Origin of the sequence: Bradyrhizobium sp. HKCCYLS3070 (assembly GCF_051167575.1) — a bacterium.
Lineage (GTDB): Bacteria > Pseudomonadota > Alphaproteobacteria > Rhizobiales > Xanthobacteraceae > Bradyrhizobium.
This window is the reverse complement of record NZ_JBNPTI010000001.1, coordinates 1,188,315-1,212,924: the sequence shown is the minus strand read 5'-3', so window position 1 is coordinate 1,212,924 and position 24,610 is coordinate 1,188,315. Positions and strand designations below refer to the sequence as shown.

General features: G+C 65.7%; 28 protein-coding genes, 2 tRNA genes and 1 pseudogene. 14 read left to right on the top strand and 17 right to left on the bottom strand.

The annotated features are described in order from the left end of the window. Nucleotides 1-4: 4 nt before the first annotated feature. On the bottom strand, nt 5-310 hold the full coding sequence (locus ACQR03_RS05615; RefSeq protein WP_315751632.1) for an ETC complex I subunit: 306 nt from the start codon (nt 308-310) through the stop codon (nt 5-7). A gap of 222 nt (nt 311-532) precedes the next feature. On the opposite strand from ACQR03_RS05615, the gene ACQR03_RS05610 reads away from it, so the two are divergent. The 5 genes from ACQR03_RS05610 to ACQR03_RS05590 all read left to right on the top strand — a co-directional run bounded on the left by ACQR03_RS05610 (nt 533) and on the right by ACQR03_RS05590 (nt 5,300). Beyond that, complete coding sequence (locus tag ACQR03_RS05610) at nt 533-1,675, top strand: OpgC domain-containing protein (RefSeq protein WP_315712065.1); 1,143 nt, start codon at nt 533-535, stop codon at nt 1,673-1,675. A 177-nt stretch (nt 1,676-1,852) separates the two neighbouring features. Further along, on the top strand, nt 1,853-2,257 hold the full coding sequence (locus ACQR03_RS05605; protein ID WP_315712066.1) for a translational machinery protein: 405 nt from the start codon (nt 1,853-1,855) through the stop codon (nt 2,255-2,257). 42 nt (nt 2,258-2,299) lie between these two features. Further along, entirely contained in the window at nt 2,300-3,379 is a 1,080-nt protein-coding gene (locus tag ACQR03_RS05600; protein ID WP_316170496.1) for an efflux RND transporter periplasmic adaptor subunit, read from the top strand. Next, entirely contained in the window at nt 3,376-4,611 is a 1,236-nt protein-coding gene (locus tag ACQR03_RS05595; protein ID WP_316164799.1) for an ABC transporter permease, read from the top strand. Before ACQR03_RS05600 ends, ACQR03_RS05595 begins: the two co-directional genes overlap by 4 nt. Further along, nucleotides 4,608-5,300: an ABC transporter ATP-binding protein gene (locus tag ACQR03_RS05590; RefSeq protein ID WP_316170495.1), complete on the top strand. Its 693-nt coding sequence runs from the start codon at nt 4,608-4,610 to the stop codon at nt 5,298-5,300. Before ACQR03_RS05595 ends, ACQR03_RS05590 begins: the two co-directional genes overlap by 4 nt. A gap of 318 nt (nt 5,301-5,618) precedes the next feature. Here the strand turns inward: ACQR03_RS05590 and ACQR03_RS05585 are convergent. The 3 genes from ACQR03_RS05585 to ACQR03_RS05575 all read right to left on the bottom strand — a co-directional run bounded on the left by ACQR03_RS05585 (nt 5,619) and on the right by ACQR03_RS05575 (nt 7,473). Next, nucleotides 5,619-5,695: transfer RNA gene (locus tag ACQR03_RS05585), tRNA-Pro, on the bottom strand. Nucleotides 5,696-5,857: 162 nt separating this feature from the next. Next, nucleotides 5,858-6,511, bottom strand: a complete 654-nt coding sequence (locus ACQR03_RS05580; RefSeq protein WP_315712071.1) for a cold-shock protein — start codon at nt 6,509-6,511, stop codon at nt 5,858-5,860. A 200-nt stretch (nt 6,512-6,711) separates the two neighbouring features. Next, nucleotides 6,712-7,473 carry an SIR2 family NAD-dependent protein deacylase gene (locus ACQR03_RS05575; RefSeq protein WP_316173688.1) on the bottom strand — a complete coding sequence of 254 codons (762 nt, stop codon included), beginning with the start codon at nt 7,471-7,473 and terminating at the stop codon, nt 6,712-6,714. 368 nt (nt 7,474-7,841) lie between these two features. Here ACQR03_RS05575 and ACQR03_RS05570 point away from each other — a divergent pair, with 368 nt between their 5' ends. Continuing rightward, nucleotides 7,842-8,006 carry a hypothetical protein gene (locus ACQR03_RS05570; RefSeq protein ID WP_315712073.1) on the top strand — a complete coding sequence of 55 codons (165 nt, stop codon included), beginning with the start codon at nt 7,842-7,844 and terminating at the stop codon, nt 8,004-8,006. 62 nt (nt 8,007-8,068) lie between these two features. Here the strand turns inward: ACQR03_RS05570 and ACQR03_RS05565 are convergent, their stop codons facing one another. Continuing rightward, nucleotides 8,069-8,359 (bottom strand): hypothetical protein, encoded by a 291-nt coding sequence (locus ACQR03_RS05565; RefSeq protein ID WP_316191238.1) that lies wholly within the window; start codon nt 8,357-8,359, stop codon nt 8,069-8,071. Nucleotides 8,360-8,507: 148 nt separating this feature from the next. On the opposite strand from ACQR03_RS05565, the gene ACQR03_RS05560 reads away from it, so the two are divergent. Then, nucleotides 8,508-8,657: a hypothetical protein gene (locus ACQR03_RS05560; protein ID WP_315712075.1), complete on the top strand. Its 150-nt coding sequence runs from the start codon at nt 8,508-8,510 to the stop codon at nt 8,655-8,657. A 469-nt stretch (nt 8,658-9,126) separates the two neighbouring features. Here ACQR03_RS05560 and ACQR03_RS05555 read toward each other — a convergent pair whose 3' ends face one another. Beyond that, the gene (locus tag ACQR03_RS05555) at nt 9,127-9,429 is read right to left on the bottom strand and encodes an HU family DNA-binding protein (RefSeq protein ID WP_172109121.1); all 303 of its coding nucleotides are present in this window, start codon (nt 9,427-9,429) and stop codon (nt 9,127-9,129) included. A 590-nt stretch (nt 9,430-10,019) separates the two neighbouring features. Between ACQR03_RS05555 and ACQR03_RS05550 the strand changes: the two genes are divergently transcribed. Next, complete coding sequence (locus tag ACQR03_RS05550) at nt 10,020-10,472, top strand: VOC family protein (RefSeq protein WP_315712076.1); 453 nt, start codon at nt 10,020-10,022, stop codon at nt 10,470-10,472. 267 nt (nt 10,473-10,739) lie between these two features. After that, entirely contained in the window at nt 10,740-11,381 is a 642-nt protein-coding gene (locus ACQR03_RS05545) for a glutathione S-transferase family protein (RefSeq protein ID WP_434841035.1), read from the top strand. A 5-nt stretch (nt 11,382-11,386) separates the two neighbouring features. Here ACQR03_RS05545 and ACQR03_RS05540 read toward each other — a convergent pair whose 3' ends face one another. The 4 genes and pseudogenes from ACQR03_RS05540 to ACQR03_RS05525 all read right to left on the bottom strand — a co-directional run bounded on the left by ACQR03_RS05540 (nt 11,387) and on the right by ACQR03_RS05525 (nt 12,745). Then, the gene (locus ACQR03_RS05540) at nt 11,387-11,656 is read right to left on the bottom strand and encodes a porin (protein ID WP_315751640.1); all 270 of its coding nucleotides are present in this window, start codon (nt 11,654-11,656) and stop codon (nt 11,387-11,389) included. A gap of 44 nt (nt 11,657-11,700) precedes the next feature. After that, nucleotides 11,701-11,958: a PilZ domain-containing protein gene (locus ACQR03_RS05535; RefSeq protein ID WP_315826902.1), complete on the bottom strand. Its 258-nt coding sequence runs from the start codon at nt 11,956-11,958 to the stop codon at nt 11,701-11,703. A 165-nt stretch (nt 11,959-12,123) separates the two neighbouring features. Beyond that, a tRNA-Glu gene (locus ACQR03_RS05530) sits at nt 12,124-12,198 on the bottom strand. Between the two features lie 213 nt (nt 12,199-12,411). Continuing rightward, a pseudogene (locus tag ACQR03_RS05525) lies at nt 12,412-12,745 on the bottom strand (Rieske 2Fe-2S domain-containing protein). 216 nt (nt 12,746-12,961) lie between these two features. Here ACQR03_RS05525 and ACQR03_RS05520 point away from each other — a divergent pair. Continuing rightward, entirely contained in the window at nt 12,962-13,714 is a 753-nt protein-coding gene (locus ACQR03_RS05520) for a hypothetical protein (protein WP_434841034.1), read from the top strand. Nucleotides 13,715-13,989: 275 nt separating this feature from the next. Here the strand turns inward: ACQR03_RS05520 and ACQR03_RS05515 are convergent, their stop codons facing one another. From ACQR03_RS05515 to ACQR03_RS05500, 4 genes are all read right to left on the bottom strand, one after another. Next, nucleotides 13,990-14,115, bottom strand: coding sequence for a hypothetical protein (locus tag ACQR03_RS05515; protein WP_315712083.1), 126 nt, complete (start codon nt 14,113-14,115; stop codon nt 13,990-13,992). A gap of 172 nt (nt 14,116-14,287) precedes the next feature. After that, the gene (locus tag ACQR03_RS05510; RefSeq protein WP_315712084.1) at nt 14,288-14,866 is read right to left on the bottom strand and encodes a hemerythrin domain-containing protein; all 579 of its coding nucleotides are present in this window, start codon (nt 14,864-14,866) and stop codon (nt 14,288-14,290) included. Between the two features lie 140 nt (nt 14,867-15,006). Further along, nucleotides 15,007-16,236 carry a 5-aminolevulinate synthase gene (gene hemA, locus ACQR03_RS05505; RefSeq protein WP_434841033.1) on the bottom strand — a complete coding sequence of 410 codons (1,230 nt, stop codon included), beginning with the start codon at nt 16,234-16,236 and terminating at the stop codon, nt 15,007-15,009. 184 nt (nt 16,237-16,420) lie between these two features. Further along, nucleotides 16,421-17,569 (bottom strand): PLP-dependent cysteine synthase family protein, encoded by a 1,149-nt coding sequence (locus ACQR03_RS05500; protein WP_315712086.1) that lies wholly within the window; start codon nt 17,567-17,569, stop codon nt 16,421-16,423. A gap of 778 nt (nt 17,570-18,347) precedes the next feature. On the opposite strand from ACQR03_RS05500, the gene ACQR03_RS05495 reads away from it, so the two are divergent. From ACQR03_RS05495 to ACQR03_RS05485, 3 genes are all read left to right on the top strand, one after another. Further along, nucleotides 18,348-19,376 carry a PrsW family intramembrane metalloprotease gene (locus ACQR03_RS05495; RefSeq protein ID WP_315751644.1) on the top strand — a complete coding sequence of 343 codons (1,029 nt, stop codon included), beginning with the start codon at nt 18,348-18,350 and terminating at the stop codon, nt 19,374-19,376. A 129-nt stretch (nt 19,377-19,505) separates the two neighbouring features. Further along, a complete protein-coding gene (locus tag ACQR03_RS05490) occupies nt 19,506-20,093 on the top strand; it encodes an HdeD family acid-resistance protein (protein WP_316202033.1) in 588 nt (195 codons plus the stop codon). A 230-nt stretch (nt 20,094-20,323) separates the two neighbouring features. Further along, nucleotides 20,324-21,409 (top strand): 3-deoxy-7-phosphoheptulonate synthase, encoded by a 1,086-nt coding sequence (locus ACQR03_RS05485; protein ID WP_315751645.1) that lies wholly within the window; start codon nt 20,324-20,326, stop codon nt 21,407-21,409. Between the two features lie 49 nt (nt 21,410-21,458). Here the strand turns inward: ACQR03_RS05485 and ACQR03_RS05480 are convergent, their stop codons facing one another. From ACQR03_RS05480 to epmA, 3 genes are read right to left on the bottom strand one after another with little or no spacing between them, the layout of a single operon-like run. Beyond that, nucleotides 21,459-21,716 (bottom strand): hypothetical protein, encoded by a 258-nt coding sequence (locus tag ACQR03_RS05480; RefSeq protein WP_315712092.1) that lies wholly within the window; start codon nt 21,714-21,716, stop codon nt 21,459-21,461. Nucleotides 21,717-21,752: 36 nt separating this feature from the next. After that, nucleotides 21,753-22,847: a lysine-2,3-aminomutase-like protein gene (locus tag ACQR03_RS05475; protein WP_315751646.1), complete on the bottom strand. Its 1,095-nt coding sequence runs from the start codon at nt 22,845-22,847 to the stop codon at nt 21,753-21,755. Continuing rightward, on the bottom strand, nt 22,844-23,893 hold the full coding sequence (gene epmA / locus ACQR03_RS05470) for an EF-P lysine aminoacylase EpmA (protein ID WP_315751647.1): 1,050 nt from the start codon (nt 23,891-23,893) through the stop codon (nt 22,844-22,846). Before epmA ends, ACQR03_RS05475 begins: the two co-directional genes overlap by 4 nt. Before the next feature lie 138 nt (nt 23,894-24,031). On the opposite strand from epmA, the gene efp reads away from it, so the two are divergent. Next, the gene (gene efp, locus ACQR03_RS05465; protein ID WP_315712097.1) at nt 24,032-24,598 is read left to right on the top strand and encodes an elongation factor P; all 567 of its coding nucleotides are present in this window, start codon (nt 24,032-24,034) and stop codon (nt 24,596-24,598) included. The last annotated feature ends 12 nt before the right edge of the window (nt 24,599-24,610 follow it).

Sequence of the window (24,610 nt, the reverse complement as noted above, 5' to 3'; positions counted from 1 at the left end):
CCCCTCAATGCGTCCAGGGCTCGCCGCGGCGGAACGAGAAATTGTCGGCATAGGCGATCTGCCGCTTCACCGGCTCCTTCGGCTCGATCACCTGATAGGGAATGCCCTTGCGCTCGCAATAGGCGATCGCCTCGTCCTTGGTGTCGAAGCGCAAGGTGACCTGCTGCTTCATGTCCGAGGAGGACGTCCAGCCCATCAGCGGCTCGACCGAACGCGGCTGCTCCGGCTCATAATCCAACTGCCAGTCCCGGGTCTTGGCCTTGCCCGATTGCATCGCGTTCTTGGCGGGCTTGAAAATGCGTGCGGTCATGGCTGGAAGAGCCCCTGGAAGCTGCGTCGTCATGCGTTTGGCGGAAACGGCCGGGATGGGGTACAGGCAAGCGTCGGCACGGAACGGTGATTCCCATCCTGGACATGACCGTCTATCGTGCCCCGTATAGTCATTCTGCCGTCCCGTGACAATCTCGGTCGACTGCCACGGCGCCTCTGCTCCCCGAACGCTTTCCATTCAAAACAGTGCGTTGAAGCGGCCATGAAAATCAATGCCACGCTGCCCGAGCGAGGGCGCGACCTTCGGCTCGACCTGTTTCGCGGAATCGCCAACTGGGCGATCTTTCTCGATCACATCCCGGACAATGTGGTGAACTGGATCACCACGCGGAATTACGGCTTCAGCGACGCCGCCGACCTGTTCGTGTTCATCTCCGGCTATACCGCCTCGTTCGTCTATGCGCGCATGATGATCGACCGCGGCTTCATCGTCGGCGCCACCCGGCTGTTCAAGCGGGTGTGGCAGCTCTACGTCGCCCACATCGTGCTGTTCGTGATTTATATCGTGGCCATCAGCTATCTGGCGACGCGGTTCGGCGTCTCCGAGATCATCGACGAGTTCAACGTCGCAGGCCTCGTCGACCACGCCAGCGATACGCTGGCCCAGGGACTGATCCTGAAGTTCAAGCCGGTCAATCTCGACGTGCTGCCGCTCTACATCGTGCTGATGGGCTTCTTCCCGCCGGTGCTGTGGATGATGCTGCGCCAGCCCGACCTGACCATGATCGCCTCGATCGTGCTTTGGCTCGTGGCGCGACAGATGGGCTGGAATTTCGCGGCCTATCCGGCGGGCACCTGGTACTTCAATCCGTATTGCTGGCAGGTGCTGTTCGTGTTCGGCTCGTGGTGCGCGCTCGGCGGAGCCCGCCGCTCGATGGGCATCATCATGGCGCCGGCCACGCTGTATTTCTGCATCGCCTATATGGTGCTCGCGCTGGTCATGACGATGGCCGGCCGCTTCCCCGAACTCGGATCGATGTTTCCGAACTGGCTCTATTCGGCCTTCAATCCCAACGACAAGACCAATCTCGCGCCGTACCGCTTCCTGCATTTCGTGGTGATCGTCATTTTGGTCATCCGGTTCGTGCCGAAGGAATGGCCGGGCCTGGAGTGGAAGGCGTTCGATCCCCTCATCGTCTGCGGCCAACAGTCGCTGGCGGTGTTCTGCGTCGGCGTGTTCCTGTCCTTCATCGGCCACTTCACCCTGATGCTGAGCTCAGGTTCGCTGCTGGCGCAGATCCTCGTCAGCGCGGCGGGCATCGCGATCATGACCACCGTGGCCTACTACATCTCCTGGTCGAAGCGGCAGGACAAGCCGCTGCCGAAGCCGCCTGCGCCGAAGTAACCCCCCCCCCGCACATCAGGGGTGCGGGGTGACCCCCGCGTCCGTTGACCTGCATCAAGCCGGCCACGATCCGGCTCGCTAAGGTTTGCTTCACAACGGGTGCCGCCTTCCGCGGCGCGCGTTCCATGGCGAACGCGCAAGGCCGCCACGCGGCGATTTGCTGACAAGGACCAGAATATGCCCACCCATTTCCATGCCGTCGTGTGGCTCGATCACAGCGAGGCCAAGGTGTTCCATATCGGACTGACCGGTGCCGACGAGTTGACGCTGCATCCACACCTGCAGACCAAGCACCTGCACCACAAGGCCAACGAGATCGGCAGCGGCCACGCGGCGCCCGACAAGAATTTCCTCGAGGAGGTCGCGCACGCGCTCGATGACGCCGGCGAGATCCTGATCATCGGCCCGGCCGGCGCCAAGACCGAGCTTGCCAAGTACCTGCACGAGAAGCATCCTGCGGTCGGAAAGCGCATCGTCGGCGTCGAAGCTGCCGATCACCCGACCGATCGCCAGATCGTCGCCTATGCCAAACAGCACTTCAAGATGGCTCCGCCCCGCGTGGCGACGGGTACTGCCGGCTAAGTATAGCCTTTCTCCCGTCGCAGGGTCCGTTCGATCATGGACATGCTGACGCCGGACCGATCCAACGCCATTGCTGCCCCGCCGGCCGTCGATCGCGGCCGGCGTCGTTTTCCGTGGCGCGGCCTGCTCTCGATCATCCTGCTGTTCGGCGCGCTGGCCGGGCTTGCCACATGGTGGGTGCGTGGACCGCTGATCGCGACCGCCCGCATCACCCGCGGCACGGCGGCCGAGATCGTGTATGCGACCGGCGCGGTGGAGCCTGAGACGTGGTCGCGGAGCACGCCCCTGGTCCGCGGCCGCATCGTCGAGCGCTGCCGCTGCGAGGGCAAGCTGGTCAAGGCCGGCGACGTGCTGGCGCGGCTCGACGACAAGGAGGCGCTGGCCACCTTGAACGATCTGCGCGCACAGGAGGAATTCCAGCGCCACGAGTTCGAGCGGCAGTCGCAGTTGCTGGCCCGCGGCGCGGCCACATCGCAAGCGTACCAGCGCTCCGAAAGCGATCTCGCCCGCATCCGCGCCCAGATCGCGGCCCAGACCCAGCGCCTCGACTACTTCAAGCTGGTGGCGCCGATGGACGGCGTCGTCCTCAAGGAGGACGGCGAGGTCGGCGACATGGTCGATCCCGGCACCATCCTCTACCGCGTCGGCCTGGAGAAGCCGCTCTGGGTCGTCGCCGACGTCAACGAGGAGGACATCCCCCGTGTCCAGGTCGGGCAGAAGGCGCTGCTACGCGCCGATGCGTTCGGCAACCAGGCCCTGCCCGGGACGGTGAAGCAGATCACGCCGGCGGGTGATCCCGTGGCCAAGACGTTCCGCGTGCGGATCGGCTTGCCCGACAACACGCCGCTGCGCGTCGGCATGAGCGTCGAGGCCAACATCGTCAGCCGCGAGACGGGCGACACGCTGCTCGCGCCGGCCAATGCCGTCGTCAACAACAGCCTCATGGTGATCGATGGCGGCCGTGTGCACCGGCGCGCGGTGCGGATCGGCATCCGCGGCTCCGCGGCGGTCGAGATCCTCGACGGCGCCCGCGAGGGCGAGCTGGTCGCGGCGCCGGCGACGGCCGACATCAAGGACGGCGAGCGGATTCGCGTGATCGAGCCCGAGACGTCCGTGCCATGAGCCTCGTCCTGACCATCGCCTGGACCCATGTGCGCCATCGCGCCCGCCAGACGCTGGTCGCGATCGCCGGCGTGATGACCGGCGTGGCGTTTTCGGTGATGATGGCGGCAATGATGGAGGGCTCCCAGGACGACTTCATCCGCACGCTGGTCGACGCGCTGCCGCACATTTCGATCACCGACGAGCTGCGCCAGCCGACCCGCCAGCCGGCCGACCAGGTCTATGCGGCGGCCGAATATCATCGATTGACCCCGAATGTCCGCCGCCCCGGCATCAAGAACCCGATGGCCACCATCGCCTCGCTGCAGGGCTGGGTGCCGGGCGCGCTGACGGCGTCGGTGCAGTCCAAGGCCGTGCTGCGCTTCGCCGGCCGCAACCTGACGGTCGCAATCATCGGCATCGATCCGCGCACGGAGGGCCAAGTCTCGACGCTGGCGAGCCACATGCGGCAGGGCAATCTCAATTCGCTGTACCGGTCCTCGCACGCGATCCTGCTCGGCGACCGGCTCGCGGCCAAGATCGGCGCGCGGGTGAACTCCAACATCACGCTCGCCTCGGCCCAGGGCATCAGCATGAACGCGACCGTCGTCGGCATCTTCCATTCCGGCTTCCGCGGCACCGACGAGACCACCGGCTACGTGCTGCTGCGCACCGCGCAGATCCTGGAGCGCCAGACCGGGATCATCAACGAGATCCGCGTCCGCACCAACGATCCGATGCAGGCGCGCCTGATCAGCGAGCGCATCGGCGAGCAGACCGGCTACAAGGCGGTCTCTTGGCAGGAGGCGCAGGAGGACCTGCTGGCGGCGATCACGCTGCGCAACGTGCTGATGTACACCATCGTCGGCGCCATCCTGCTGGTCGCGAGCTTCGGCACCTACAACATCATCTCGACCATCACCCACGAGAAGACCCGCGACATCGCCATCCTCAAGTCGCTCGGCTTCCGCGACCGCACGGTCCGCACCATCTTCATCGTCGAGGCGCTGTTCATCGGCCTGACCGGTGCCGCCCTAGGCTGGGCGCTCGGCTACCTGCTTACCCGCGGGCTGGCCTCGCTCGAGTTCAAGACGCCGTTCTCCGACTACAATCATCTGCCCGTGCTGTATTCGCTGAAGCACTATCTGCTGGCCGGCGCGGTCGCGCTGATCTCCAGCGCGGTCGCCGGCTACTTTCCGGCCCGCGCCGCGGCGCGGTTGCATCCGGTCGACATCATCCGGGGGGCGACGTGAACCCGCCCCTGATCGAGGCGCGGCAAGTGACGAAGGTGCTGCCTGGCGAGGTGCCGGTGACGCTGGTCGCCAACATCGATCTCGTAATCCATCCGCGCGAGCTCATCGCCATCACCGGACCGTCGGGCTCGGGCAAATCCTCCCTGCTCTACCTGCTTGGCCTGCTCGACCTGCCGAGCCAGGGCGACGTGCTGATCGACGGCCGCTCGACGACCGGCATGAGCGAGGATGAGCGCGCCGAGGTGCGGCTGTCGCGGCTCGGCTTCGTCTTCCAGTTTCATTTCCTGCTGCCGGAATTCTCGATCACCGAGAACGTCGCGCTGCCGATGCGCGCGCTGGCACGGCTGTCGCCGCGCGCCATCACCCAGCGCGCCGAGGAGCTGCTGGAGTCGCTTGGGCTGGCCGAGCATCTGCGCAAGACGCCGGACAAATTGTCGGGCGGCCAGCGCCAGCGCGTGGCGGTGGCGCGCGCGCTCGCCAACGATCCGCCGGTGATCCTCGCCGATGAGCCCACCGGCAGCCTCGACACCGCCGCGACCGCGCAGGTGTTCGGCATCCTGCGCGATCTGGTCACGCTGCGCGGCAAGACCGTCGTCGCGGTCACGCACGACCTCAACCTCGCCGCTCAGATGCAACGGCGCGTGCACATCATCGACGGCCGGCTGGCGCAGGGCGAGCTGGCGCGCTGATCCGCCCCCAGCGACCTCGGCACGGCCGACGCGCGAACTGCCTCCTGCGCCTGATTTGATTTAGCGCAAAGACGCGAGATTTCGATTCAGAGGATGCTGACGACCAGCGGATGTTCCTTCCCCGGATTCACCCGCACACTTCGGATGCTCCCGGGTTTTGCCGCTGCGGGAGCATCCGAATTTTTTTGGCCCAGCCGCGCTCGCTCGTGCCGATTGACGGCCGGCGGCCTGGCCGAAATCCTTCTCGCTATCGTGAGCGTCGAGCCGGAGTTCGCACCAGCAATTGGCCTCACCCGGGAAGCCGCGCCGCTGCGGAGATGGTCGGGGCAGCTGGATTCGAACCAACGACCTGCAGTACCCAAAACTGCCGCGCTACCAGGCTGCGCTATACCCCGATGGTCTCGAAGGACGATTGTCCTCGAGGACCCGTCACTACACGGTCGCGGCCTCCGCAGCAAGACTGCGGCCCGTCCGTGAAGATGGAGCCGGCATGAAAAACGGCCCCAGGAAACGCCGTTCCGGGGCCGTCAAATGCGGTGGTCGCAGCAAGCATTCGCTCAGTGCGAGGACAATGCCGGCGAGCCCGTCTCGGGGTGGATCTCGGCCGCCATCATGCCCTTGGAGCCGGGCCCGTAGCGGACCAGCACCCATTGGCCGGGGCGCAGCTCGGTCATGCCGTAGCGGCGCAGGGTCTCCATGTGGACGAAGATGTCCGGGCTCCCTTCCCCGCAGGTCACGAAGCCGAAGCCGCGCAGCCGGTTGAACCACTTGACCTGGGCTCGCTCCAGCCCGCTGGTCGGCGTGACCGTCACATGGGTGCGCGGCGGCAGCATCTGCGCCGGATGGATCGCCGTCGACTCGTCCATTGAGACGATGCGGAAGGCCTGGTAGCCCTTGGAGCGCTGCACGCACTCCACCACCAGGCGAGCACCTTCATAGGCGGTCTGGTAGCCGTCGCGCCTGAGCACCGTGACGTGCAGCAGCACGTCCGGCCAGCCATTGTCGGGAACGATGAAACCGTATCCCTTCGAGGCGTCGAACCATTTGATGACACCGCTGATTTCGACGAGGTTCTCGCCAAGACCGGTCATCGCATCGATTGCCGAGTCGCGCGCGACGCCGGTTTGATATTCCGCCCCGAGCCGGGTTGGTGTCGATACACCAACGACCGGCACCCCAAGCTTCTTGGACTCAAATCCGTCCGACCCCATAACCCCGGACCTCACATATGAATTGTGAGCCGCCACCCCTGCAACGGCGCCCTCATACACGTGCTCACCACCTATACCCACGATGAGTCACGCGAATCTCTCGAATCAAAGATAACATTCCCTCGTGCCGCGCATAGATAAAAATCGGTTTCAGTGAGGCATATGAACAGAGATGCCGACAAAAATGCATCAATTTCCGTTCAATTACGGACGAACGATCCGAGTACTTCGCCGATGTCGTGGTGGATAACAAGGTCTGCAACGTCGTCCTGATCGGTCGGTTCCCGGTTGATGATCACGAGTTGCGCGCCAGCCCGCTTTGCCATCAATGGAAAGCCCGCGGCCGGCCACACAACCAGCGACGAGCCGATCGCGACGAACAGATCGCAGTGCTGCGCGAGTTCGCTGGCACGCTGCATTTCATGCTCGGGCATCGACTGACCAAAGGATACCGTCGCGGTCTTCACCGGCTCCGCGCATTCGGGGCAATCCGGCGCGGCACCGTCGGCCTCGAAGCGCTCGCGCACCCAGTTGAGCTCATAGCGCTGCCCGCATCCGATGCATCGCGCGTAGGTGGTGTTGCCGTGCAGCTCGATGACGTGATCCGGGGCGAAACCGGAGTCCTGGTGCAGGTTGTCGATGTTCTGAGTGATGACGGCCGGAATTTTCCCCGCACGGTAGAGCGACGAAAGCGCCAGGTGGCCGCGGCCGGGCCGCGCCGCGGCAAACGTCCCCTGCATCGCGAAGCGCCGCCGCCAAGCCTCGTCCCGCGCCTCCTGGCTGGCGACGAATTCGTCGAAATGGATCGGCCGGTTGCGCGTCCATAGACCGCCGGGAGAACGGAAATCCGGAATGCCCGTCTCGGTCGATATTCCAGCACCGGTGAAGGGGACGATCACCCGCGCCGCAGCGATCATGTCTCCCAGGCGGTTCACCCCGTCGTGCAGATCGGATGCAATCATCAGCGGCGGCCCCGAACCATGAAACCTCGCATCATCATCGTCCTCCCTTCATAGCACGGCAAGCTGGCTCCCGCCTCTGAGCGTGGCCGGCCCCGGCTGTGTCGTTGCGTCACTCCGCATCCGCCGGAACCAGTCGTGAACGACGCAACTGCAAGCGAAACGAGTCGGATTGTTCCGTGTCTACCGGAAGACGTAGGCGTTGCTCGCCCACCGTCCCCAGCAAAACGCGCGAGCCGCCCGCAGCCGGGGCCGAGCGTCCGCAATCACGCCCCAATCGGACATCCACATCGCGCCAGCGATTCGCCAGGAAGTTTGTCACGCGTCTCAGGGCGAGGCTCGCCGGATAGCGACCGGAGCAGAGAGGATCCGTGAGGCAGAACGAGACGCAGGACGACCGCCGCGCGAAGGAGCGCGCCGACATCACCGCAAGGATTGCACGGTTCAAGTCGACCCAGGAGAAGTTCGCGCGCGAACGCGAGGAATATGCCCGCTTGGCGTGGAAGAAGGCGCAGCGCGGCGAGGCCGCGGAATAGCAGGGATGAAAAAAGAGCCCGGAGGCTTTCGCCATCCGGGCTCTCCTTTTCACGACCGGCGCTTACCAGTGATGACGCCAGTGGTGGTAGCGATGATAGTACGGTCCGCCGTAATAGGCATACGGCCCGGGCGCGTAGACGTAACGCGGGCCGTAGTCGTAGTACCCGTAGCCGTAGCCCGGACCATAGTAATACGGGTGCGAGGCCGCGATCGCGCCGGCGGTCAACGCTCCCGCCGCGAGGCCGAATGCGAGACCCGGGCCGATGCCGCGCGCCTGTGCCGGTGCGGGTGCCGCGAGTGCGGTGATGGCGACGGCGCCCGCGGTCGCCAGAACAGCCAATGTCTTTCTCATGAATGTCTTTCTCATGATCGAATGTCCTCCAATTCCCATGCGTCCAAACAACGCAGATGCGGGGGAGTTGGTTGCAGCCCGGCTCACCGCCGCGCGCGTTGGAACCGTGACCGTCGCCACACGTTCACCGCCATGAGGGAAATCCGCGATGGCATCCTGGCTGGAACTTCTGTTCAACATCATCGGCTATGGCGGATTCGTCGTGCTTGCGTCCTGTCATCCCAGGACCGAGGCGGCCGGTGCGGCGCCTGAAATAGCAGCGGACGACGGAGCGGATCTGACCGGCGAGCGCCGCTGAAGCCGAGCTTTGCAGGCGATCGCGGGGCCTTTCATCCACAGCCGATCCAACGCTTATCCACAGCTGCTCGCCTGGGCCCTTCGGATCGCGGATCAACGGCTTGCTGCGCCATATCCACCGGCTTCTCCCCAGCGCGCGCGACGGCGCTCCTGCGCGGGCCGGAGGGCGCACGGGCCGGTCAATCTTCCCGCAAAGACCTTTGAACCTTCCTGCGCCTCCCCGAGACACATCAGTACTGGGGATTTCAGGGCCCAGTTTCGAGGGTGGCGCCACGCGACGAAGATATTCCGTCGCGCTGGCGCTGCTATCGTTTTTCGGGCCCCCGCGGTGCCAACCCTCGCGGTCCGGGGACGTCGGCCCTTCGGCGACCGCAACACTCAGCCGCGCTGCAACCCCACAGCCCGCAACGAAAAAGGCCTCCTTTTGAGGAGGCCTTTGACGTGATCACGACCGTGACTGACGGTTCAGATCAGGCAACCGCGTCCTTGGCGGCCTTGACCGGGCGGGCGCGCACGATCTTGCGGGCCGGCTTGGCCTTGAACATCATCTCTTCGCCGGTGAAGGGGTTGGTGCCCTTGCGCGCCTTCACGGCGGGCTTCTTGACGACGACGAACTTGGCGAAGCCCGGCACCAGGAACACGCCGTTCTTCTTCAGCTCCTTGTGGCCGACGTCGGTGAGCGTCTCCATGACGTTCTTGACGTCGCGCTTGGACAGCTCGGTCGAGGTCGCAATCTTCTCGATCAGTTGCGACTTGGAAAGTTGGGTAGCCATCGTATCTCCTTGTGATTGATACCGGTGAATGACGTGACGACTGCGCGGCTATCAGCGCATTGCTGCGCAGACTGGTCGGGGCTTTCTGGCTGCATTGCACAGCCGGGACTTCAGTCGTCTAGTGGCGTATCACCCCGCGATTTTCGGGATTCTCCTGCATTTCAAGGGGCCCCGAAGCACCCACAGCGGCGCCAAAATTCCAACGGAGCGCGCAGAAGTCAAGCTGCGATGGCGATCGAACGGAGCAAGCGATTCATTTTCCCCTATATTTCCAGGCATTTTCGACGGTCCTGCGTGATTTTGGCCGCACATTGCAGGCGAAACATGCTGAAATCCCTACATGCGGTCGCATCGCGCTCGTCCATCCATGCCGCGAATCACTGCCAAAACAGCGATTCGCTGGCATACGGAGAGGCTCTCGCAACACCGCGCAGCCCCGTCGAACGCGTCGTCGCGGGCACCGCACATCCGAGCGAGCCGGCACCGCCGCAGCATCAGGCTCGATACACGGGCGGGCGAATTGCTGCTATGGATCGGCGTCCGCAGGCGGCCGTTGACCATCCGCTTCGAGTTCAGGGAGAGAAGACACGATGCGTTATCTCCACACCATGTTGCGCGTGCGCAATCTCGACGCCGCGCTCAAATTCTATTCCGATGCGCTCGGCCTCAAGGAGGTGCGCCGGATCGACAACGACAAGGGTCGCTTCACACTGGTGTTTCTCTGCGCACCCGAAGATGAATACCTGCTGAAGAGCCTGCCGCCGACGCGTGGCGCCCCGCTGGTCGAACTCACCTATAATTGGGACGAGGAGAGCTATGGCGAGGACCGCTTCTTCGGCCATCTCGCCTATGAGGTCGACGACATCTACGCCACCTGCGACCGGCTGATGAAGCTCGGCATTACCATCAACCGGCCGCCGCGCGACGGCAACATGGCCTTCATCCGCTCGCCCGATCTGCACTCGATCGAGCTGTTGCAGAAGGGCGAGCCGAAGGCGCCGGCCGAGCCCTGGCTGTCGATGCCGAACACCGGACATTGGTGAGTCATTCGCCTTCATGATCCAGCCGGAACATCGTGGCCACCCTCGCGTTGTCGCTCCGATTGATGGAGAGGATACGAGGAGGCCGAGATGGGTCGAGGACTTCTATTGTGGTTGTTGGGCGTGCCGATTCCGGTGATTATTCTGCTGTGGCTGTTCTTCGGCCACTGATCGCCGCGAACGATGCGTTCGTCGGAAAAGCCCCGCTTCGAGCGGGGCTTTTTGCGTAACATGCGCTAATGAGGACGCTCGCCCAGAGAGGAGCCGAACGTGTCCGCCGACGACAGACTGACGATCTGGGGCCGCCCCAATTCGGTGAACGTGCAGAAGGTGCTGTGGTGTCTCGCCGAGCTCGATGTCGCTTATGACCGTATCGACGCGGGCATGCAGTACGGCCGCAACAACGAGGCGGACTATCTCGCAATGAATCCGAACGGCCGCATCCCGACGCTGGTCGAGGGCGATTTCGTGCTGTGGGAGAGCAACGCGATCATGCGCTATCTCTGCCTCGCTTATGGCGATGGCACGCCGCTTTATCCAACGACACCGCGGCACCGCGCCGCGGTGGAGCGCTGGCTGGACTGGACGCTGTCGACGGTGCAGCCGATCGAGCGTCCGCTGTTCTGGGGCTTGGTGCGAACGCCGCCGGAGCAGCGCGACATGGCCGCCTTGCAGAAGGCGGCCGACGACGCCGCGGCGATGTGGCGCATCCTCGACGCGCATCTGACCACGCGCAGCCACGTCGAGGCCGAGCATTTCACGCTCGCCGACATTGCGCTTGGCGCCTATGCCCGGCGCTGGTTCGGAGTCGAAGGTGTCGTCAAGCCGGAGCTGCCGAGCCTCGCGCGCTGGTACGGACAGATCGCGCAACGCCCGGCCTTCATCCGCCACATCGCGCCGCCGCTGTCGTGAGCACCTCAGCGGCTGGTCGAGGTGCCCATCTCGACGCGCAGGGCGCCGCCGACCTTCACGCAGGTATCGGTTCCCTCGACGCGTACGAAGTTGGCGCCGTAGGACGCGCAGGGATTGCTGATGGCGGCGCCTGAACGGGGTGCGGCCTTATTCGGTCCAGCCGCCTTCGGCCCGGGAAGCGATGGCGCAAGAAGCGACGACCCCGGCGAGCCAGCGGCTGCCACGGTCACGGCGGCGAGCACCGCGAGGGCGCCCAGGATGAGAGATCGACACATGCCGCTTGTTAGCGCGTCTGCCGCAGCGAAGCGACACCGGCCGTCTATTTGCCGATGAACTTGACGCCGACCGAGGCGCCGCGGCGCCACACCACCCGGCACTGGCGGCCCGTTCTTGCGTCGCGCGCGAAGGCGAGCCGGATGGTCGCCGGCAGCGCCGCCGCGTCCTGCAGGGTCAGCTTGGCGCCGGCGCTGGAAATGTCCTGAACCAGGCAATGGCGCACGGCGAACCCGCCATCCAGCGTGATCCACGCCGGCTGCTTCATCGATTTGCGGGCTTCCCGCTTCTTGGGCGCGGCCATCATCCTGCTCCTGCTCGCCCGTTGCAGTACGGCAAGGACCCTAATGGACGGTTGACCGGACCCCGACTGCGCGTGCGATTCATCGCTGCAGAACCTCGCGCCGACCGCGTCTCGGCGCAAACCGTCCGTTTTAAGATCGGAGATGGAAGGAAAGCCGGCGCGGAGTGGCGCTCCCTAGCGGAATCGAACCGCTCTCTCCACCGTGAAAGGGTGGCGTCCTGACCGATAGACGAAGGGAGCAATACGCACGATGCCAGAGGGCACGAGGCCCCGGTGCCATCGCCGCTTGCACGTTTCGGTAAAACCTTCAGCAAATCAGCCGCTTGAGGCGATGATCTGCGAGGTCGGCTGAACCACCGACGGTGATTCCGTGCCGCGCGCCGAACGTATAGAGGCGTTTCGCCGGCCGGGCAAGCCACCCCGTGGCGGTGTTTCCGGTCTCTTCCCGCGTGCTCAACGGGCCGCAAACAGCGGAGCGATATCGTCCGTGTCGATGTAGACCACGCCGTCCTCGACCTTGACCGGATATTGCGCCAGCGCGCTCTCCGGCGGGTGGAGCGGCGTACCGGTGAAAGCATCCCACGTCCAATTGTGCACGGGGCAACTGAGCACGCGCCCGTCGAAGCCGGCCTCCTCCATCGGCGCCGCCGTGTGCGGGCAGACGCCCTGGAACGCTTTGAGCTCGCCATTTGTCGGGCCAGGCAAGGATGACGAGCTGGGCGTCGGCGATGACGAGGCGCATGCCGCCTTCGTCGATGGTGTCGGCCTTGCAGACGCGGGTGAACATTCGCGGGCCTCATGCTCCATTGCGACCATCGCAATCGAAGGACCACGAGCAAAACTCGTTCCGCGGACCGCGCTGTGCCCGCGAGCTCGACAAGACCAAGCCCGACAAGACCGTGGCACCCTTCTTGCTGCCCTTCCCGGCATCTCTCGTCGAACGAGCCATCGTGTGTCGCAAAGGCGACAGACCGCTCGGCGGCGAGTTGCGGCGGAGTGCGACATGACCGACATGACCGAGCTGAGAGCACGCAAGGAGCCGCTCAATCTCGCCATCGTGCATGTCGATCCCGACGCCTTCATCGCCAACCTCATGGCTTGGCTCGAGATCACCACCTTCATCAAGGCGCAGCGCGTCGGCGAGGCCGCGGTGCCTGCCGACGGCAAGACACCCGCATTGTCGGCGGCGCAATTGCAGAACGGCGGCGTCCACGAGGTCGGCAACGACGCGCTGTTCGCCTTCGCGATGACGGCGTCGCTGAAGGGCGACAAGGCCGCGGTCGACAAGGTCGAGACCGCCTTGCTCGACGGCATGGGCAAGGATTTTCCCGGCTCGTTCGCGCTGTGGCACTTCCGCGCCACGATCGATGCGCCGACCACGCTCGACGATTTCGTCGGCCAGGCCGGCAAGAAGATGCTGACAGGCGATCTGCCGCCACCGCCGCTGCGCGCCAAGGAATATTGGAGCGCCGGACTGCGCTTCTTCGAGAAGGCGCGCAAGTCGAACTTCGTCCACGAGATCATGTATCCGCTGGCGAAATGGACGCGGGCGCGCTGGACCGAGACGGCGGAGAAAGGCGTCGCCTTTCTGCATCACATCGAGGACAACGTCCCGGTGCTGCGCGAGGTGCTGGAGGAGCCGCGCAACGACCAGGCGTTCATCGCCAATGTCCTGCTGAAGCTCGCGCCTGCCGTCGATATGGAGTTGAACGAGGAATATCAGGGCTTCCTGCGCTCGCTGGCGCGGCGCAACTGACGCAAGGGTGCGGTGGTCAATTCCAGCCGACCCGCCCACGCAAAAAGGCCGGCGGGCGTTACGCCGCCGGCCTCTTGTCGCGACTGCCGGCTCCGGCCGTCCGGTTCCGTCGCATTCCTGGGGTATGCGAACAGGGTCGCGCGATCTGGTTAATGATAGGTTAACGCACGTATACCGGAATAACCACGATCATGAACTACAACCATGATCCCGGGTTTGCGTTCCGGCCATGAACCAGCGCGGGGACCATCGAGCGGCGAGATCGGACAAGGCCGTCAGCTCAGCTGCAAGGCGCGCTTCGTCTCACGGCGCAGCGCCTGCTCCTGGCAGCCCGACAGCCGGACGAGTTCCTGGGGATACATGTCATAGCCATGGCTGCCAAAGGCACTCTGCTGCGCCATCGGGACCTGCGCAGGGGTTCGGGCCGCATCTGCCCCTGCCCCTGCATTCGACGAACCTCGGACCGGATCGAGCCCAGTGTTCAAAGCGGCCATAGCCAGCTCCGCGAAAGAGTGCCTGCCCCCACTGGAACTATAGTCCACCGGTCGCGGGGCGCAATTGGGCAAAACGCCATCAGCCGGCGGTGGCGCGCGCCTGCTCCGCCTCCTGTTCCCAGCGCAGGATGGTCCGCTCGAGATTGTGGAATTTCTCGGCGACGTCGCCGTCGAACAGCGGGTCCTTGCGGTCCGACATGCGGGCGTCGATATCGGCCCAATCCTCCGCCTGAAGGGCGCGCAGCGCCGCCGGAAACAGCAGGGTCTCCTCCTTGCGCAGATGCTCGCGCTGGCTGTCGATGAACTCATGCACGGCGGCGTGGAAGCTCTCGCGCAGGATCTCCTGGTCCGACAGCACCGCGTTCACGGCGTCGGCAAAGCCGCGCAGCCGCTGCGCCTCGGTCTCGTGCTCGTCGTCGACGTCGCCATAGGCTGCGGCCGCGGCAGGGTCGCGTTCGCGCAGCTTGCCGAAGATCATCTCCTCCTTGGGATGATGACAGCGCTGCGGATAGTCCTCGAAATAGGCGATGATGCTCTGCAGGATGTCGTAGTCCGGCCGCCGATTGTGATCGAACAGCTCCAATTCGTGCTCGAGCACCGAGAGAAGCTTCTCGAGATTCTCGTGCTCCTGCAGCAGCGCTTCGATGATCCTTGCCATGGCCGCCCTCGCCTGTGCGCCGGCTGGGCCTTGCCGAACCGGCATTTTCCCTGAACGCAACAGACTACGCCCGCGCGAGCGCGGGCGGCATTGCGGCAGATCAAACTGACAGACCGATGTGACAGGTCAGCGGAAACGGCTCACTCCGCGGCCAGCGCCTGCGGCGCCCGCGCAAGGCCGAGCCGGTCCCAGACGTCGACCAGCGCCTCGGCCAGGGCGTCGATCAGGCCGTCATCATGGTAAGGCGATGGCGTGATGCGCAGCCGCTCCAGGCCGCGCGGCACGGTCGGATAGTTGATCGGCTGGATGTAGATGCCGTGCTCGGACAACAGCAGGTCGGACGCCGTCTTGCACTTCTCGGGATCGCCGACATGCACCGGCACGATGTGGGTGTCGGACGGCATGACCGGCAGGCCCGAGGCGTTCAGCACGGCCTTGAGCCGCGCCGCCCGGTCCTGGTGCCGGTCACGCTCCCACTGCGAGGTCTTGAGATGGCGGATCGCGGCGGTCGCGGCGGCGCAAACCGGCGGCGGCAAGGCTGTGGTGAAGATGAAGCCCGGCGCATAGGAGCGGACGGCGTCGATCAGATTGGCATTGGCGGCAATGTAGCCGCCGAGGCAGCCGAAGGCCTTGGCGAGCGTGCCCTCGAGGATGTCGATGCGGGCCATCGCGCCGTCGCGCTCGGCGATGCCGCCGCCGCGCGGGCCGTACATGCCGACCGCATGGACCTCGTCGACGTATGTGAGCGCGCCATAGCGCTCGGCGAGATCGCAGATCCGGTGCAAGGGCGCGACATCCCCATCCATCGAATACAGGCTCTCGCAGACGATCAGCTTGGGACGGTCGGGATCGGCCGCCCGCAGCATCTCTTCGAGATGGGCGAGGTCGTTGTGCCGCCAGACCTGCTTCTCGCTCCCGGCCTTGCGGACGCCCTCGATCATCGAATTGTGGTTGAGCGCGTCCGACAGCAGCAGGCAGTTCGGCAGCAGTTTCGCGATGGTCGAGATGCCGGTCTCGTTGGAGACGTAGCCCGAGGTGAACACCAGCGCCGCTTCCTTGCCGTGGAGATCGGCAAGCTCGCGCTCGAGCTCGATCAGCGGATGGTTGGTGCCGGCGATGTTGCGGGTGCCGCCGGCGCCGGTGCCCATGCGCGCGGCAACGTCGACCATGGCGCCGATCACCTTCGGATGCTGGCCCATGCCAAGATAGTCATTGGAGCACCAGATCACGACATCCTTCGGCCCCTCCGGCGAATGCCAGATCGCGCTGGGGAAGCGGCCGGCGAGGCGCTCCAGATCGGCGAAGACGCGATAGCGCCGTTCCTGGTGCAACTGGTCGAGGGCACGGTCGAAATAGCTGTCGTAGTTCATCACCTGATCCGTCCTTCCCCTGCTCGCGTCCCGAACCTGCGTTCCGGCGCGCCCTTGGAGGCCTGTTCGGGGTCGGACCAAAGCGCAATCCGTCGCGTCCTTCGTTGATCCAGATCAGGGATCGCGCACGATGCCGGGCATCCGGATGCCGCTCGCCGCGGTCCGCGACGCCCGCCGGAGGCGTTCAGGCGCGCAGCGGGTTCTCCGCATCGGCAACCTCGAGCCGCAGCGGCGCACCGGTGTCGAGGAAGGCGGACAGAGCTGCCTCGTACGGCGCGGGGTCGAGACCGCGCGCGGAGAGCCATTGCGGCTCGTAATAGGTTTGGCGATAGCGCTCCCCGGAATCGCAGATCAGCGTGACCAGTGAGCCGCTCTGTCCATCCTGCCGCATCTCGGCCGCCAGCCGGCACAGCGCCAGGAAGTTGGTCCCGGTCGAGCCGCCGACCGGCCGGCGCAGCCGCCGCGTCAGGACGTTCATCGCCGCGACCGAGGCGGCATCCGGCACCTTCATCATGCGATCCACGACCCCCGGCACGAAGGATGGCTCGCAGCGCGGACGGCCGACGCCCTCGATCAGCGACGGCCGTTCGCACGTCCGGGCGCTGTCGCCGTTGCAGAAGGCGTCGAAGAAGGCCGAATGCTCGACATCGGCGACGCACAGCCGCGTCGGGTGCCGGCGGTAGCGCAGATAGCGGCCGATCGTCGCCGACGTGCCGCCGGTGCCCGCGCCCATCACGATCCATTCCGGCAGCGGACGGCGCTCGCCCTGCAACTGGTTGAAGATCGACTCGGCGATGTTGTTGTTGCCGCGCCAGTCGGTAGCGCGCTCGGCGAAGGTGAACTGGTCCATGTAATGGCCGCCGAGCCGGCTCGCGAGCGCGGCCGCCTCGGCATAGAGAAACCGGCCGTCATCGATGAGATGGCAATTGCCGCCGTAATGCGTGATCGCGGCGATCTTCTCTTCCGAGGTGGTGCGCGGCATCACCGCGTAGAACGGCACGCCGATCATCTGCGCGAAATAGGCTTCCGATACCGCTGTCGACCCGGAGGAGGCCTCGACCACGGGCGTGCCTTCCCGGATGTGGCCGTTGCAAAGCGCATAGAGAAACAGCGATCGGGCCAGCCGATGCTTGAGGCTCCCGGTCGGGTGGGTCGATTCGTCCTTCAGGTAGATGTCGATGCCGGCGAGCGCGGGCACGATCAGCCGGATCAAGTGCGTGTCGGCGGTCCGGCACTGGTCGGCCTCGATGGCCGCCACGGCGTCGTCGACCCAGCCACGGCGATAGCGTGGACCACAGGCTCTGTCGGAAGCTGACCAAGACGGCGAATTCATCGCGGCAACCGACCATGATCCCTTTGCCGCATCAAGCCCGCCCGGCCGCCCATGCCGAGCAAGCTGGGGGCAAATGGCAGTTCGGCGCCGGCTGCCGCGCCTTGGCACCGCAACGGAGCGAAAGGGCTTCGCGTTTGCGCCAGCGAAAAACGCTCGCATCGCTTGCAACTCATGGAATGCACGCGCGAATTTCGGAAGAATTTTTGAATGACGGCGAGAATGGTCAAATATTTGCACGCTTTTGCGGCCAAGCTGGGCATCATCGAATGGCACGACCGAGTCGAGCCTGCATCACGGGCGACCCAAGCCTGCTCCGAGGGGCACCATGAGAGTTCTTTCGATTGTTCTGGTTGCGTGCGCGATCAGTCAGGCCGCTTTCGCTGAAGGTCTGGAATGCCGGCGTGTGGCCGACCCGACACCACGATTGAGCTGCGTGGAAACGCCGACGACCGCCCAGGCGCCAACCACCTCCCGCACCGACGCCTGGACCCCGGTCGAACCGCGCCAGGAGGCCCCGGTGCGCGGCGGCGATGCGACGGCGCCGAGAGCCTCCCGGCCCCGTTGAGACCAGCCGGGCGGCAGCCGACGGCGGCTGCACTCGGCCCTGCAGCGGTCCCTCCCCCAATCGAGCCCCCGGACGGGGTTCTTTCCCTTGAAGGGCGGCTCATTCTGCCGACATGTAGATCTTGCCGTGCGGCCACGGACCGATATCAAATCCATTCTCCGCGCGGGTGGTGGAGGGTCGGTTCGGCCCCGCCGCATTGGATGATCGGAGACCATGGCTTACTTGCCATCGCAAATGAACCTTCTCGAAGCCCTCGCGACCGTGATCGGCACCGCCGCGATCGCGCCCGCGCTGCTGATCCTCTGGCTGGTGGTCGCCGCCGGTGACAATTCAGGCCCTCCGCTCAAGATCTGGACCGCCTTCCTGCTCGGGGCAGCCAGCGTGCTCCTGCTCGGCATTATCAGGACGCCGTTCCAGCATGTCGGGCTGACATTGGAGAATCCCTGGATCGCCCAGGCGGTCCGGGCCCTTTTTGGCGTCGCCTTGCCGGAAGAGCTCGCCAAGGTCGCGGTGATCGCCGCGCTGTGGTCGCGGCGCCGGCAGGTCGGCAATGCCATGGACACGGTATTCTACGGTGCCGCCGTCGGGCTCGGCTTCGCGGCTTACGAGAACCTGGCTTATCTCGTCCAGCATGCCGAGATGTGGCGCTCGCTGGCGGTGCTGCGCAGCGTGCTCACCGTGCCGTTTCATGGCGCGCTCGGCATCATTGCCGGTGCCTATCTCGCGATCGCCCGCACCAGTACGGCGCTTGGCGCCAACCGCCACAATCGCGAAGGGGCGCGGCTGTCGAGCTGGGCGCTGGTGCTGGCCGCACCCGTGATGCTGCATGCGGCCTTCGACTATCCATTGCTGTTGCTGCAGCGGGCATCGACCCTCGACACCGCCGCGCGCCTCTGGCTCGGCGGCATCAGCGTGCTGATCGGGTTCTCGTCGATCGCCCTTGCCGTGCGGCTGGTGCGCCGCGTCGCCCATCACCACACGCCGCGCACCGAGGTGGCGCGGGCAAGGCTGAGCCAGCTGCGCAGGATGTGGGCGCTGCTCCTGCTCGGCGGCGCCGCCGGCTTCGTCGGGCTCGGATTCGTGCTGACCTCTATCCGGCATTGGCTGCTCAACCCTGACCGCAATGTCGCCGCGGTTCTGGTTCCCCTCGGTCTCACCGCGATCATCGTCGGGATGGCCCTTCTGATTGTCACAACGACGATCTATGTTTTCGGTCGCAACCGGATTCGGACGACGGCATAATCCCGGCATCGCGGGGCCGGCAGAGCAACCAAATGCGCATTGCGCGCTTGTCCGGGCCGCAGGTCCTCACCATGTGCGTGGGCAGGCGGCCGCGGCGTTAAGCGCGTGAGCTTGCCCGGAGTGACGATCATGACCCTTCCCCAGGATACGATTCCGCCCGAGCTCGAGCGCATGAAGTCGCAGATGGGCGCAGCCGTGCGCGCGCATTGGAAGGCCCTCCTGATCGAGGGCATCCTGCTCGCCGTTCTCGGCCTGCTCGCGATGATCCTCACCCCGCTGGCAAGCCTCGCGGTCACGATCTTCCTCGGCTGGATGTTCCTGATCTCGGGCATCGCGGGACTCGCGCTCACCTTCTGGGCCCGCGGCATGCCCGGCTTCTGGTGGTCGCTGTTGTCGGCAGTGCTCGCCATCGTCGCCGGAGTCATCCTGGTGGCGCAGCCGGTCCAGGGGACGGTGACGCTAACGATCGTGATCGGCGTCTATTTTCTCGCAGAAGGCGTCGCCACCATCATGTATGCGCTGGAGCACCGCCGCGAGCTGTCCGGGCGCTGGTCGTGGCTGGCAATCTCGGGCGTGGTCGACATCGCGATCGCCGGCATCATCATTTCCGGTCTGCCCGGCACGGCGTTGTGGGCGATCGGTCTGCTGGTCGGCATCAACCTGCTGTTCGGCGGGCTTTCGATGATCGGCATGGCGCTCGCCGCGCGCAACGGTTGACGCCGGAGGGCTCGATTTTCGGGATGACAAGCGGCCGCGCGGCCGCTATAGGATGGGCATGATCAACGCCGCCACCAGCTTTTATTGGTACTTTAGCTACGACAGCTCGCTGGCGGCGGGAGGATCGCGCTCAATCTGACACATTGCAGCAAGATATCCGAACGAGCCGCCAGACCTGGCGGCTTTTTTATTGCCGGCAGGTGCCCACCCAAGAGACCCAGGAGCCCGCCGTGCTGAGCACCACAGACGATCTTCGTATCAAGGAAATCAAGGAATTGAGCCTGCCGGCGGAGGTGATGGGTGAAATCCCCCGCACCCTCACCGCCACCCGTGTGGTGATGGCCGCCCGCAATGCGATCCATGCCATCCTGACCGGCAGCGACGACCGCCTGCTGGTCATCGTCGGCCCCTGCTCCATCCACGATCCCGACGCGGCGGTCGACTACGCCGGCCGCCTCGCCGCCTTGCGCGAGCGCCTCGCCGACCGCCTCGAAATCGTGATGCGGGTCTATTTCGAGAAGCCGCGCACGACCGTCGGCTGGAAAGGCCTGATCAACGATCCCGGCCTCGACAATTCCTTCGACATCAACAAGGGCCTGCGGCTCGCGCGCAGCGTGCTGTCCGCCGTCAACAATCTCGGCCTGCCGGCGGGATGCGAATTCCTCGACATGACGACGCCGCAGTACATCGCCGACCTCGTCGCCTGGGCCGCGATCGGCGCGCGCACCACCGAGAGCCAGATCCACCGCGAGCTGGCCTCCGGCCTGTCGTGCCCGGTCGGCTTCAAGAACGGCACCGACGGCAACATCCGCATCGCCGCTGATGCGGTCAAATCGGCGGCCCACCCGCACCATTTCATGGCGGTGACCAAGGGCGGCCGTTCGGGCATCGCGGCCACAACCGGCAACGAGGACTGCCACATCATCCTGCGCGGCGGCAGCGGCCCCAATTACGACGCCGCCCATGTCGAGCAGGCCGCGGCCGAGCTGATCAAGTCCGGACTGCCGGCGCGGCTGATGATCGACACCAGCCATGCCAATTCGAGCAAGAAGCCGGAGAACCAGCCGTTGGTCGCCGCCGACGTCGGCCGCCAGCTCGCCGCAGGCGAGCAGCGCATCATGGGCGTGATGATCGAGAGTCACCTCATCGCGGGACGCCAGGACGTCAAGCCGGGCGTGGCACTGACCTACGGCCAGAGCATCACCGACGGCTGTATCGGCTGGGACACGACGGTGGAGGTGCTGGAGCAGCTCGCCGAAGCCGTCGCCGCCCGGCGTGCGGCGCTTCGCAACTCTCCGCGTGAGCGCTCGGCGTAACACTCACGACCGATCAAGCGGCGCGCGTCGGGCGCGCCGCAGATCGCGCTCAGCAGCCGCGGCAGATGCCCTTGATCTTGCGATCGAGCTCGCGGTCTTCCTTGGTCGTGCCGCTCATCGAATTGTCCTCGGCCTGCTCGGCCTTCGGCAGGTCGCTGGGGCGCACCTGACGATGGCCGACCGGCGCCTGCGGCGGCATGCCGCTCTTCGATCCGGTGCCGGCGGAGGAGCCGCTGCCGCTCTGCGCCAGCGCGATGCCATCGGTGACGGCCATCAGGAGCCCCATCGCGATCGCAAATTTCTTCATGTTGCTCCTCCGTGTCAGCGGAATCGGCAGGACACTTCATCCCGCGGCGGGCGGATAGAGGTGCGCCTCACCGCAATAGTCAATCACACGATAGCGCGTTTGCGCAGCTGCCGCATGATCCTGCTCAACAGTTTCATCCGCAGTGAGGTATTGCGGCCCCACCGGCGCCTTGCCGTAGCCGCCGGGGATGTCGAGCACGTAGTCGGGCTGGCACAGGCCGGACACCCGGCCGCGTAGCGTTCGAATCAGCGCCTGCCCTTGCGCCAGCGTGGTGCGCAGATGCGCCGTGCCCGGCGCGAGGTCGCCATGGTGCAGGTAATACGGCTTGATGCGGGTCTCGACGAAGCCGCGCATCAGCGCCTCCAGGGTCGCCGCGTCATCATTGACGCCGCGCAGCAGCACCGACTGGCTGACCATGGGAATGCCGGCCTCGATCAGCCGCGCGCAGGCCGCGCGCACCGGCGGACTCAATTCGCGCGGATGATTGGCATGCAGCGCGATCCAGGTCGTTGCGCCCGGCGCCTTCAGCGCGTCAACCAGCGCCGGCGTGATGCGCTGGGGATCGGCGACCGGCAAACGGGTGTGGATACGGACGATCCTGACGTGATCGATGCCGGCGAGATCGGCCATGATCTCCTTCAGCCGCCGCGGCGACAGCATCAGCGGATCGCCGCCGGTGAGGATCACCTCCCAGATCTCGTCATGTGCGCGGATGTAGTCGAGCGCCGCGCGATAGGCCTCCTCCGACAGCGCATTGTCCTTGCCGGGCCCGACCATCTCGCGACGGAAGCAGAAGCGGCAATACACCGCGCAGACATGCACCAGCTTGAGCAGCACGCGATCGGGATAGCGGTGCACGATGCCCGGCACCGGCGCATGCGAATCGTCGCCGATCGGATCGCCGCGCTCGCCAGGCGCGGCCTTCAGCTCATCCGTGCTGGGCACGAACTGGCGCGCGATCGGATCATTCGGATCGTCGACGTCGATCAGGTCGGCGAGATGCGTCGTCACCGCCACGGCATAGCGCTGCGCCACGCGCGCCAGCGCCGGCTGGTCCGCCGCGTCAGCCAGTCCTTGCGCGACGAGATCCTCGGCGCTGCGCAACGTGGTCGGACGTTCGATTCTGTTCATCGCTCACCTGCCGGCGGCGTCCACACCACCTGGTCGATCCTGGTGGCGCCGGCCGCCAGCATCACCAGGCGGTCGAAGCCGAGCGCCACGCCGCTCGCCTGCGGCATCGCGGCCACGGCGGCGAGGAAGTCCTCGTCGAGCGGATAGCGCTCGCCATAGCGGCGCTCCTTCTCGGCCATCTCCTGCTCGAAGCGGCGGCGCTGCTCGGCGGCGTCGGTGAGCTCGCCGAAGCCGTTGGCGAGCTCGACGCCGCAGGCATAGACCTCAAACCGCTCGGCGACGCGGGGGTCGGCCGCCACCCGCGCCAGCGCGGCCTCCGGCGCCGGATATTCATGGAGCACGGTGAGCCGACCCTGCCCGAGATGCGGCTCGACATGCTCGACCAGCACCTTGCTGAACAGGTCCGACCAGGTGTCGTCGTCGCTGATCCGGATCTTGCCGGCGGCGGCCTGGGCCAGCGCCCCACGGTCGCCCGCACCGTCGCGGATGGTCGCGAGCAGGTCGATCCCGGCATGGCGCGCGAACGCGCCGGCAACCGTCAGCAGCTCTGGCTCGGCGAAGGGATCCGCGGTGCGGCCACGGAAGGCGAACCGCCGGATTCCGGTCGCCTGAGCCGCATGGGCGATCACCACGACCGTGTCGGCCATGATCGCGTCGTAGGGCACCTCCGCCCGATACCATTCCAGCATGGTGAATTCCGGCAGGTGCAGGTCGCCGCGCTCGCGGTCGCGGAACACACGGGCGAACTCGAAGATCCGCCGCTCCCCGGCCGCCAGCAGCTTCTTGCAGGCGAATTCCGGCGAGGTTCGAAAATACCGCCGGTGCCGGGTTCCGTCCGGCGCCGTCAGGTCGGTGCGCGGTGCGTGCAGATGGGTCTCGTTGCCCGGCGACACCTGCAGGATGCCGGTCTCGACCTCGGTAAACCCCTGCTCGTCGAACCAGGCCCGCAACGCCCTGGTGATGGCGGTCCGGGCCAGCAGGAACGGCCTGACATCGGCGTGCCGCTGCGGCGACCACCAGGGCGAAGGCGCGGGCTCCCGAGACATCAGGAGGTCGCCCGTTCGGGCCGCAAAAGACTGGCAACCCCGGACAAAATCAGTATGTTGCCGCCCGAAACCGCATTCCGCGTCGCGTGGCGCCCCGGCTTGGTCCGGCGCCCCCTTTTCAGTGTCAGGAAAACAGCTTTGAAAGTCATCGCCAGCTCTATTCGCAAGGGTAACGTCATTGAGCAAGATGGAAAGCTCTATGTCGTCGTGACCGCCGAGAACATCCATCCCGGCAAGGGCACCCCGGTCAGCCAGATCGAAATGCGCCGAATCAGCGACGGCGTGAAGATCTCCGAGCGCTTCAAGACCACCGACCAGGTCGAGAAGGCGACGATCGAGGAGCGCAACTTCACGTACCTCTACGAGGATGCGGACGGCTTCCACTTCATGAACCCGGAGACCTACGACCAGGTCCAGGTGCCGAAGGACGTGGTCGGCAACCAGGCCGCCTATCTCCAGGAGAACATGACGGTCAAGCTGTCGATGCACGACGTGGTCCCGGTGGCGATCACGCTGCCGCAGCGCGTCACGCTCGAGGTCGTCGAGACCGAGCCGGTCACCAAGGGCCAGACCGCGTCGTCGTCCTACAAGCCGGCGGTGCTCTCCAACGGCGTTCGCACCGGCGTGCCGGCGCACATCACGGTCGGCACCCGCATCGTCGTCATGACCGAGGACGGCTCCTACTGCGAGCGCGCCAAGGACTGAGGCATCTCGAGG

What these genes read in the sequence shown, in the direction of transcription:
- ACQR03_RS05490 (WP_316202033.1), top strand. Translation starts at nt 19,506, where the DNA reads ATGACCCTTCCCCAGGATACGATTCCGCCCGAGCTCGAGCGCATGAAG.
- ACQR03_RS05540 (WP_315751640.1), bottom strand. Translation starts at nt 11,656, where the DNA reads ATGTGTCGATCTCTCATCCTGGGCGCCCTCGCGGTGCTCGCCGCCGTG.
- ACQR03_RS05495 (WP_315751644.1), top strand. Translation starts at nt 18,348, where the DNA reads ATGGCTTACTTGCCATCGCAAATGAACCTTCTCGAAGCCCTCGCGACC.
- ACQR03_RS05475 (WP_315751646.1), bottom strand. Translation starts at nt 22,847, where the DNA reads ATGAACAGAATCGAACGTCCGACCACGTTGCGCAGCGCCGAGGATCTC.
- ACQR03_RS05595 (WP_316164799.1), top strand. Translation starts at nt 3,376, where the DNA reads ATGAGCCTCGTCCTGACCATCGCCTGGACCCATGTGCGCCATCGCGCC.
- ACQR03_RS05535 (WP_315826902.1), bottom strand. Translation starts at nt 11,958, where the DNA reads ATGGCCGCGCCCAAGAAGCGGGAAGCCCGCAAATCGATGAAGCAGCCG.
- ACQR03_RS05615 (WP_315751632.1), bottom strand. Translation starts at nt 310, where the DNA reads ATGACCGCACGCATTTTCAAGCCCGCCAAGAACGCGATGCAATCGGGC.
- epmA (WP_315751647.1), bottom strand. Translation starts at nt 23,893, where the DNA reads ATGTCTCGGGAGCCCGCGCCTTCGCCCTGGTGGTCGCCGCAGCGGCAC.
- ACQR03_RS05560 (WP_315712075.1), top strand. Translation starts at nt 8,508, where the DNA reads ATGGCATCCTGGCTGGAACTTCTGTTCAACATCATCGGCTATGGCGGA.
- ACQR03_RS05565 (WP_316191238.1), bottom strand. Translation starts at nt 8,359, where the DNA reads ATGAGAAAGACATTGGCTGTTCTGGCGACCGCGGGCGCCGTCGCCATC.
- ACQR03_RS05510 (WP_315712084.1), bottom strand. Translation starts at nt 14,866, where the DNA reads ATGGCAAGGATCATCGAAGCGCTGCTGCAGGAGCACGAGAATCTCGAG.
- ACQR03_RS05480 (WP_315712092.1), bottom strand. Translation starts at nt 21,716, where the DNA reads ATGAAGAAATTTGCGATCGCGATGGGGCTCCTGATGGCCGTCACCGAT.
- ACQR03_RS05555 (WP_172109121.1), bottom strand. Translation starts at nt 9,429, where the DNA reads ATGGCTACCCAACTTTCCAAGTCGCAACTGATCGAGAAGATTGCGACC.
- ACQR03_RS05520 (WP_434841034.1), top strand. Translation starts at nt 12,962, where the DNA reads ATGACCGACATGACCGAGCTGAGAGCACGCAAGGAGCCGCTCAATCTC.
- ACQR03_RS05600 (WP_316170496.1), top strand. Translation starts at nt 2,300, where the DNA reads ATGCTGACGCCGGACCGATCCAACGCCATTGCTGCCCCGCCGGCCGTC.
- ACQR03_RS05605 (WP_315712066.1), top strand. Translation starts at nt 1,853, where the DNA reads ATGCCCACCCATTTCCATGCCGTCGTGTGGCTCGATCACAGCGAGGCC.
- ACQR03_RS05575 (WP_316173688.1), bottom strand. Translation starts at nt 7,473, where the DNA reads ATGATTGCATCCGATCTGCACGACGGGGTGAACCGCCTGGGAGACATG.
- ACQR03_RS05550 (WP_315712076.1), top strand. Translation starts at nt 10,020, where the DNA reads ATGCGTTATCTCCACACCATGTTGCGCGTGCGCAATCTCGACGCCGCG.
- ACQR03_RS05580 (WP_315712071.1), bottom strand. Translation starts at nt 6,511, where the DNA reads ATGGGGTCGGACGGATTTGAGTCCAAGAAGCTTGGGGTGCCGGTCGTT.
- ACQR03_RS05515 (WP_315712083.1), bottom strand. Translation starts at nt 14,115, where the DNA reads ATGGCGCAGCAGAGTGCCTTTGGCAGCCATGGCTATGACATGTATCCC.
- hemA (WP_434841033.1), bottom strand. Translation starts at nt 16,236, where the DNA reads ATGAACTACGACAGCTATTTCGACCGTGCCCTCGACCAGTTGCACCAG.
- ACQR03_RS05500 (WP_315712086.1), bottom strand. Translation starts at nt 17,569, where the DNA reads ATGAATTCGCCGTCTTGGTCAGCTTCCGACAGAGCCTGTGGTCCACGC.
- ACQR03_RS05610 (WP_315712065.1), top strand. Translation starts at nt 533, where the DNA reads ATGAAAATCAATGCCACGCTGCCCGAGCGAGGGCGCGACCTTCGGCTC.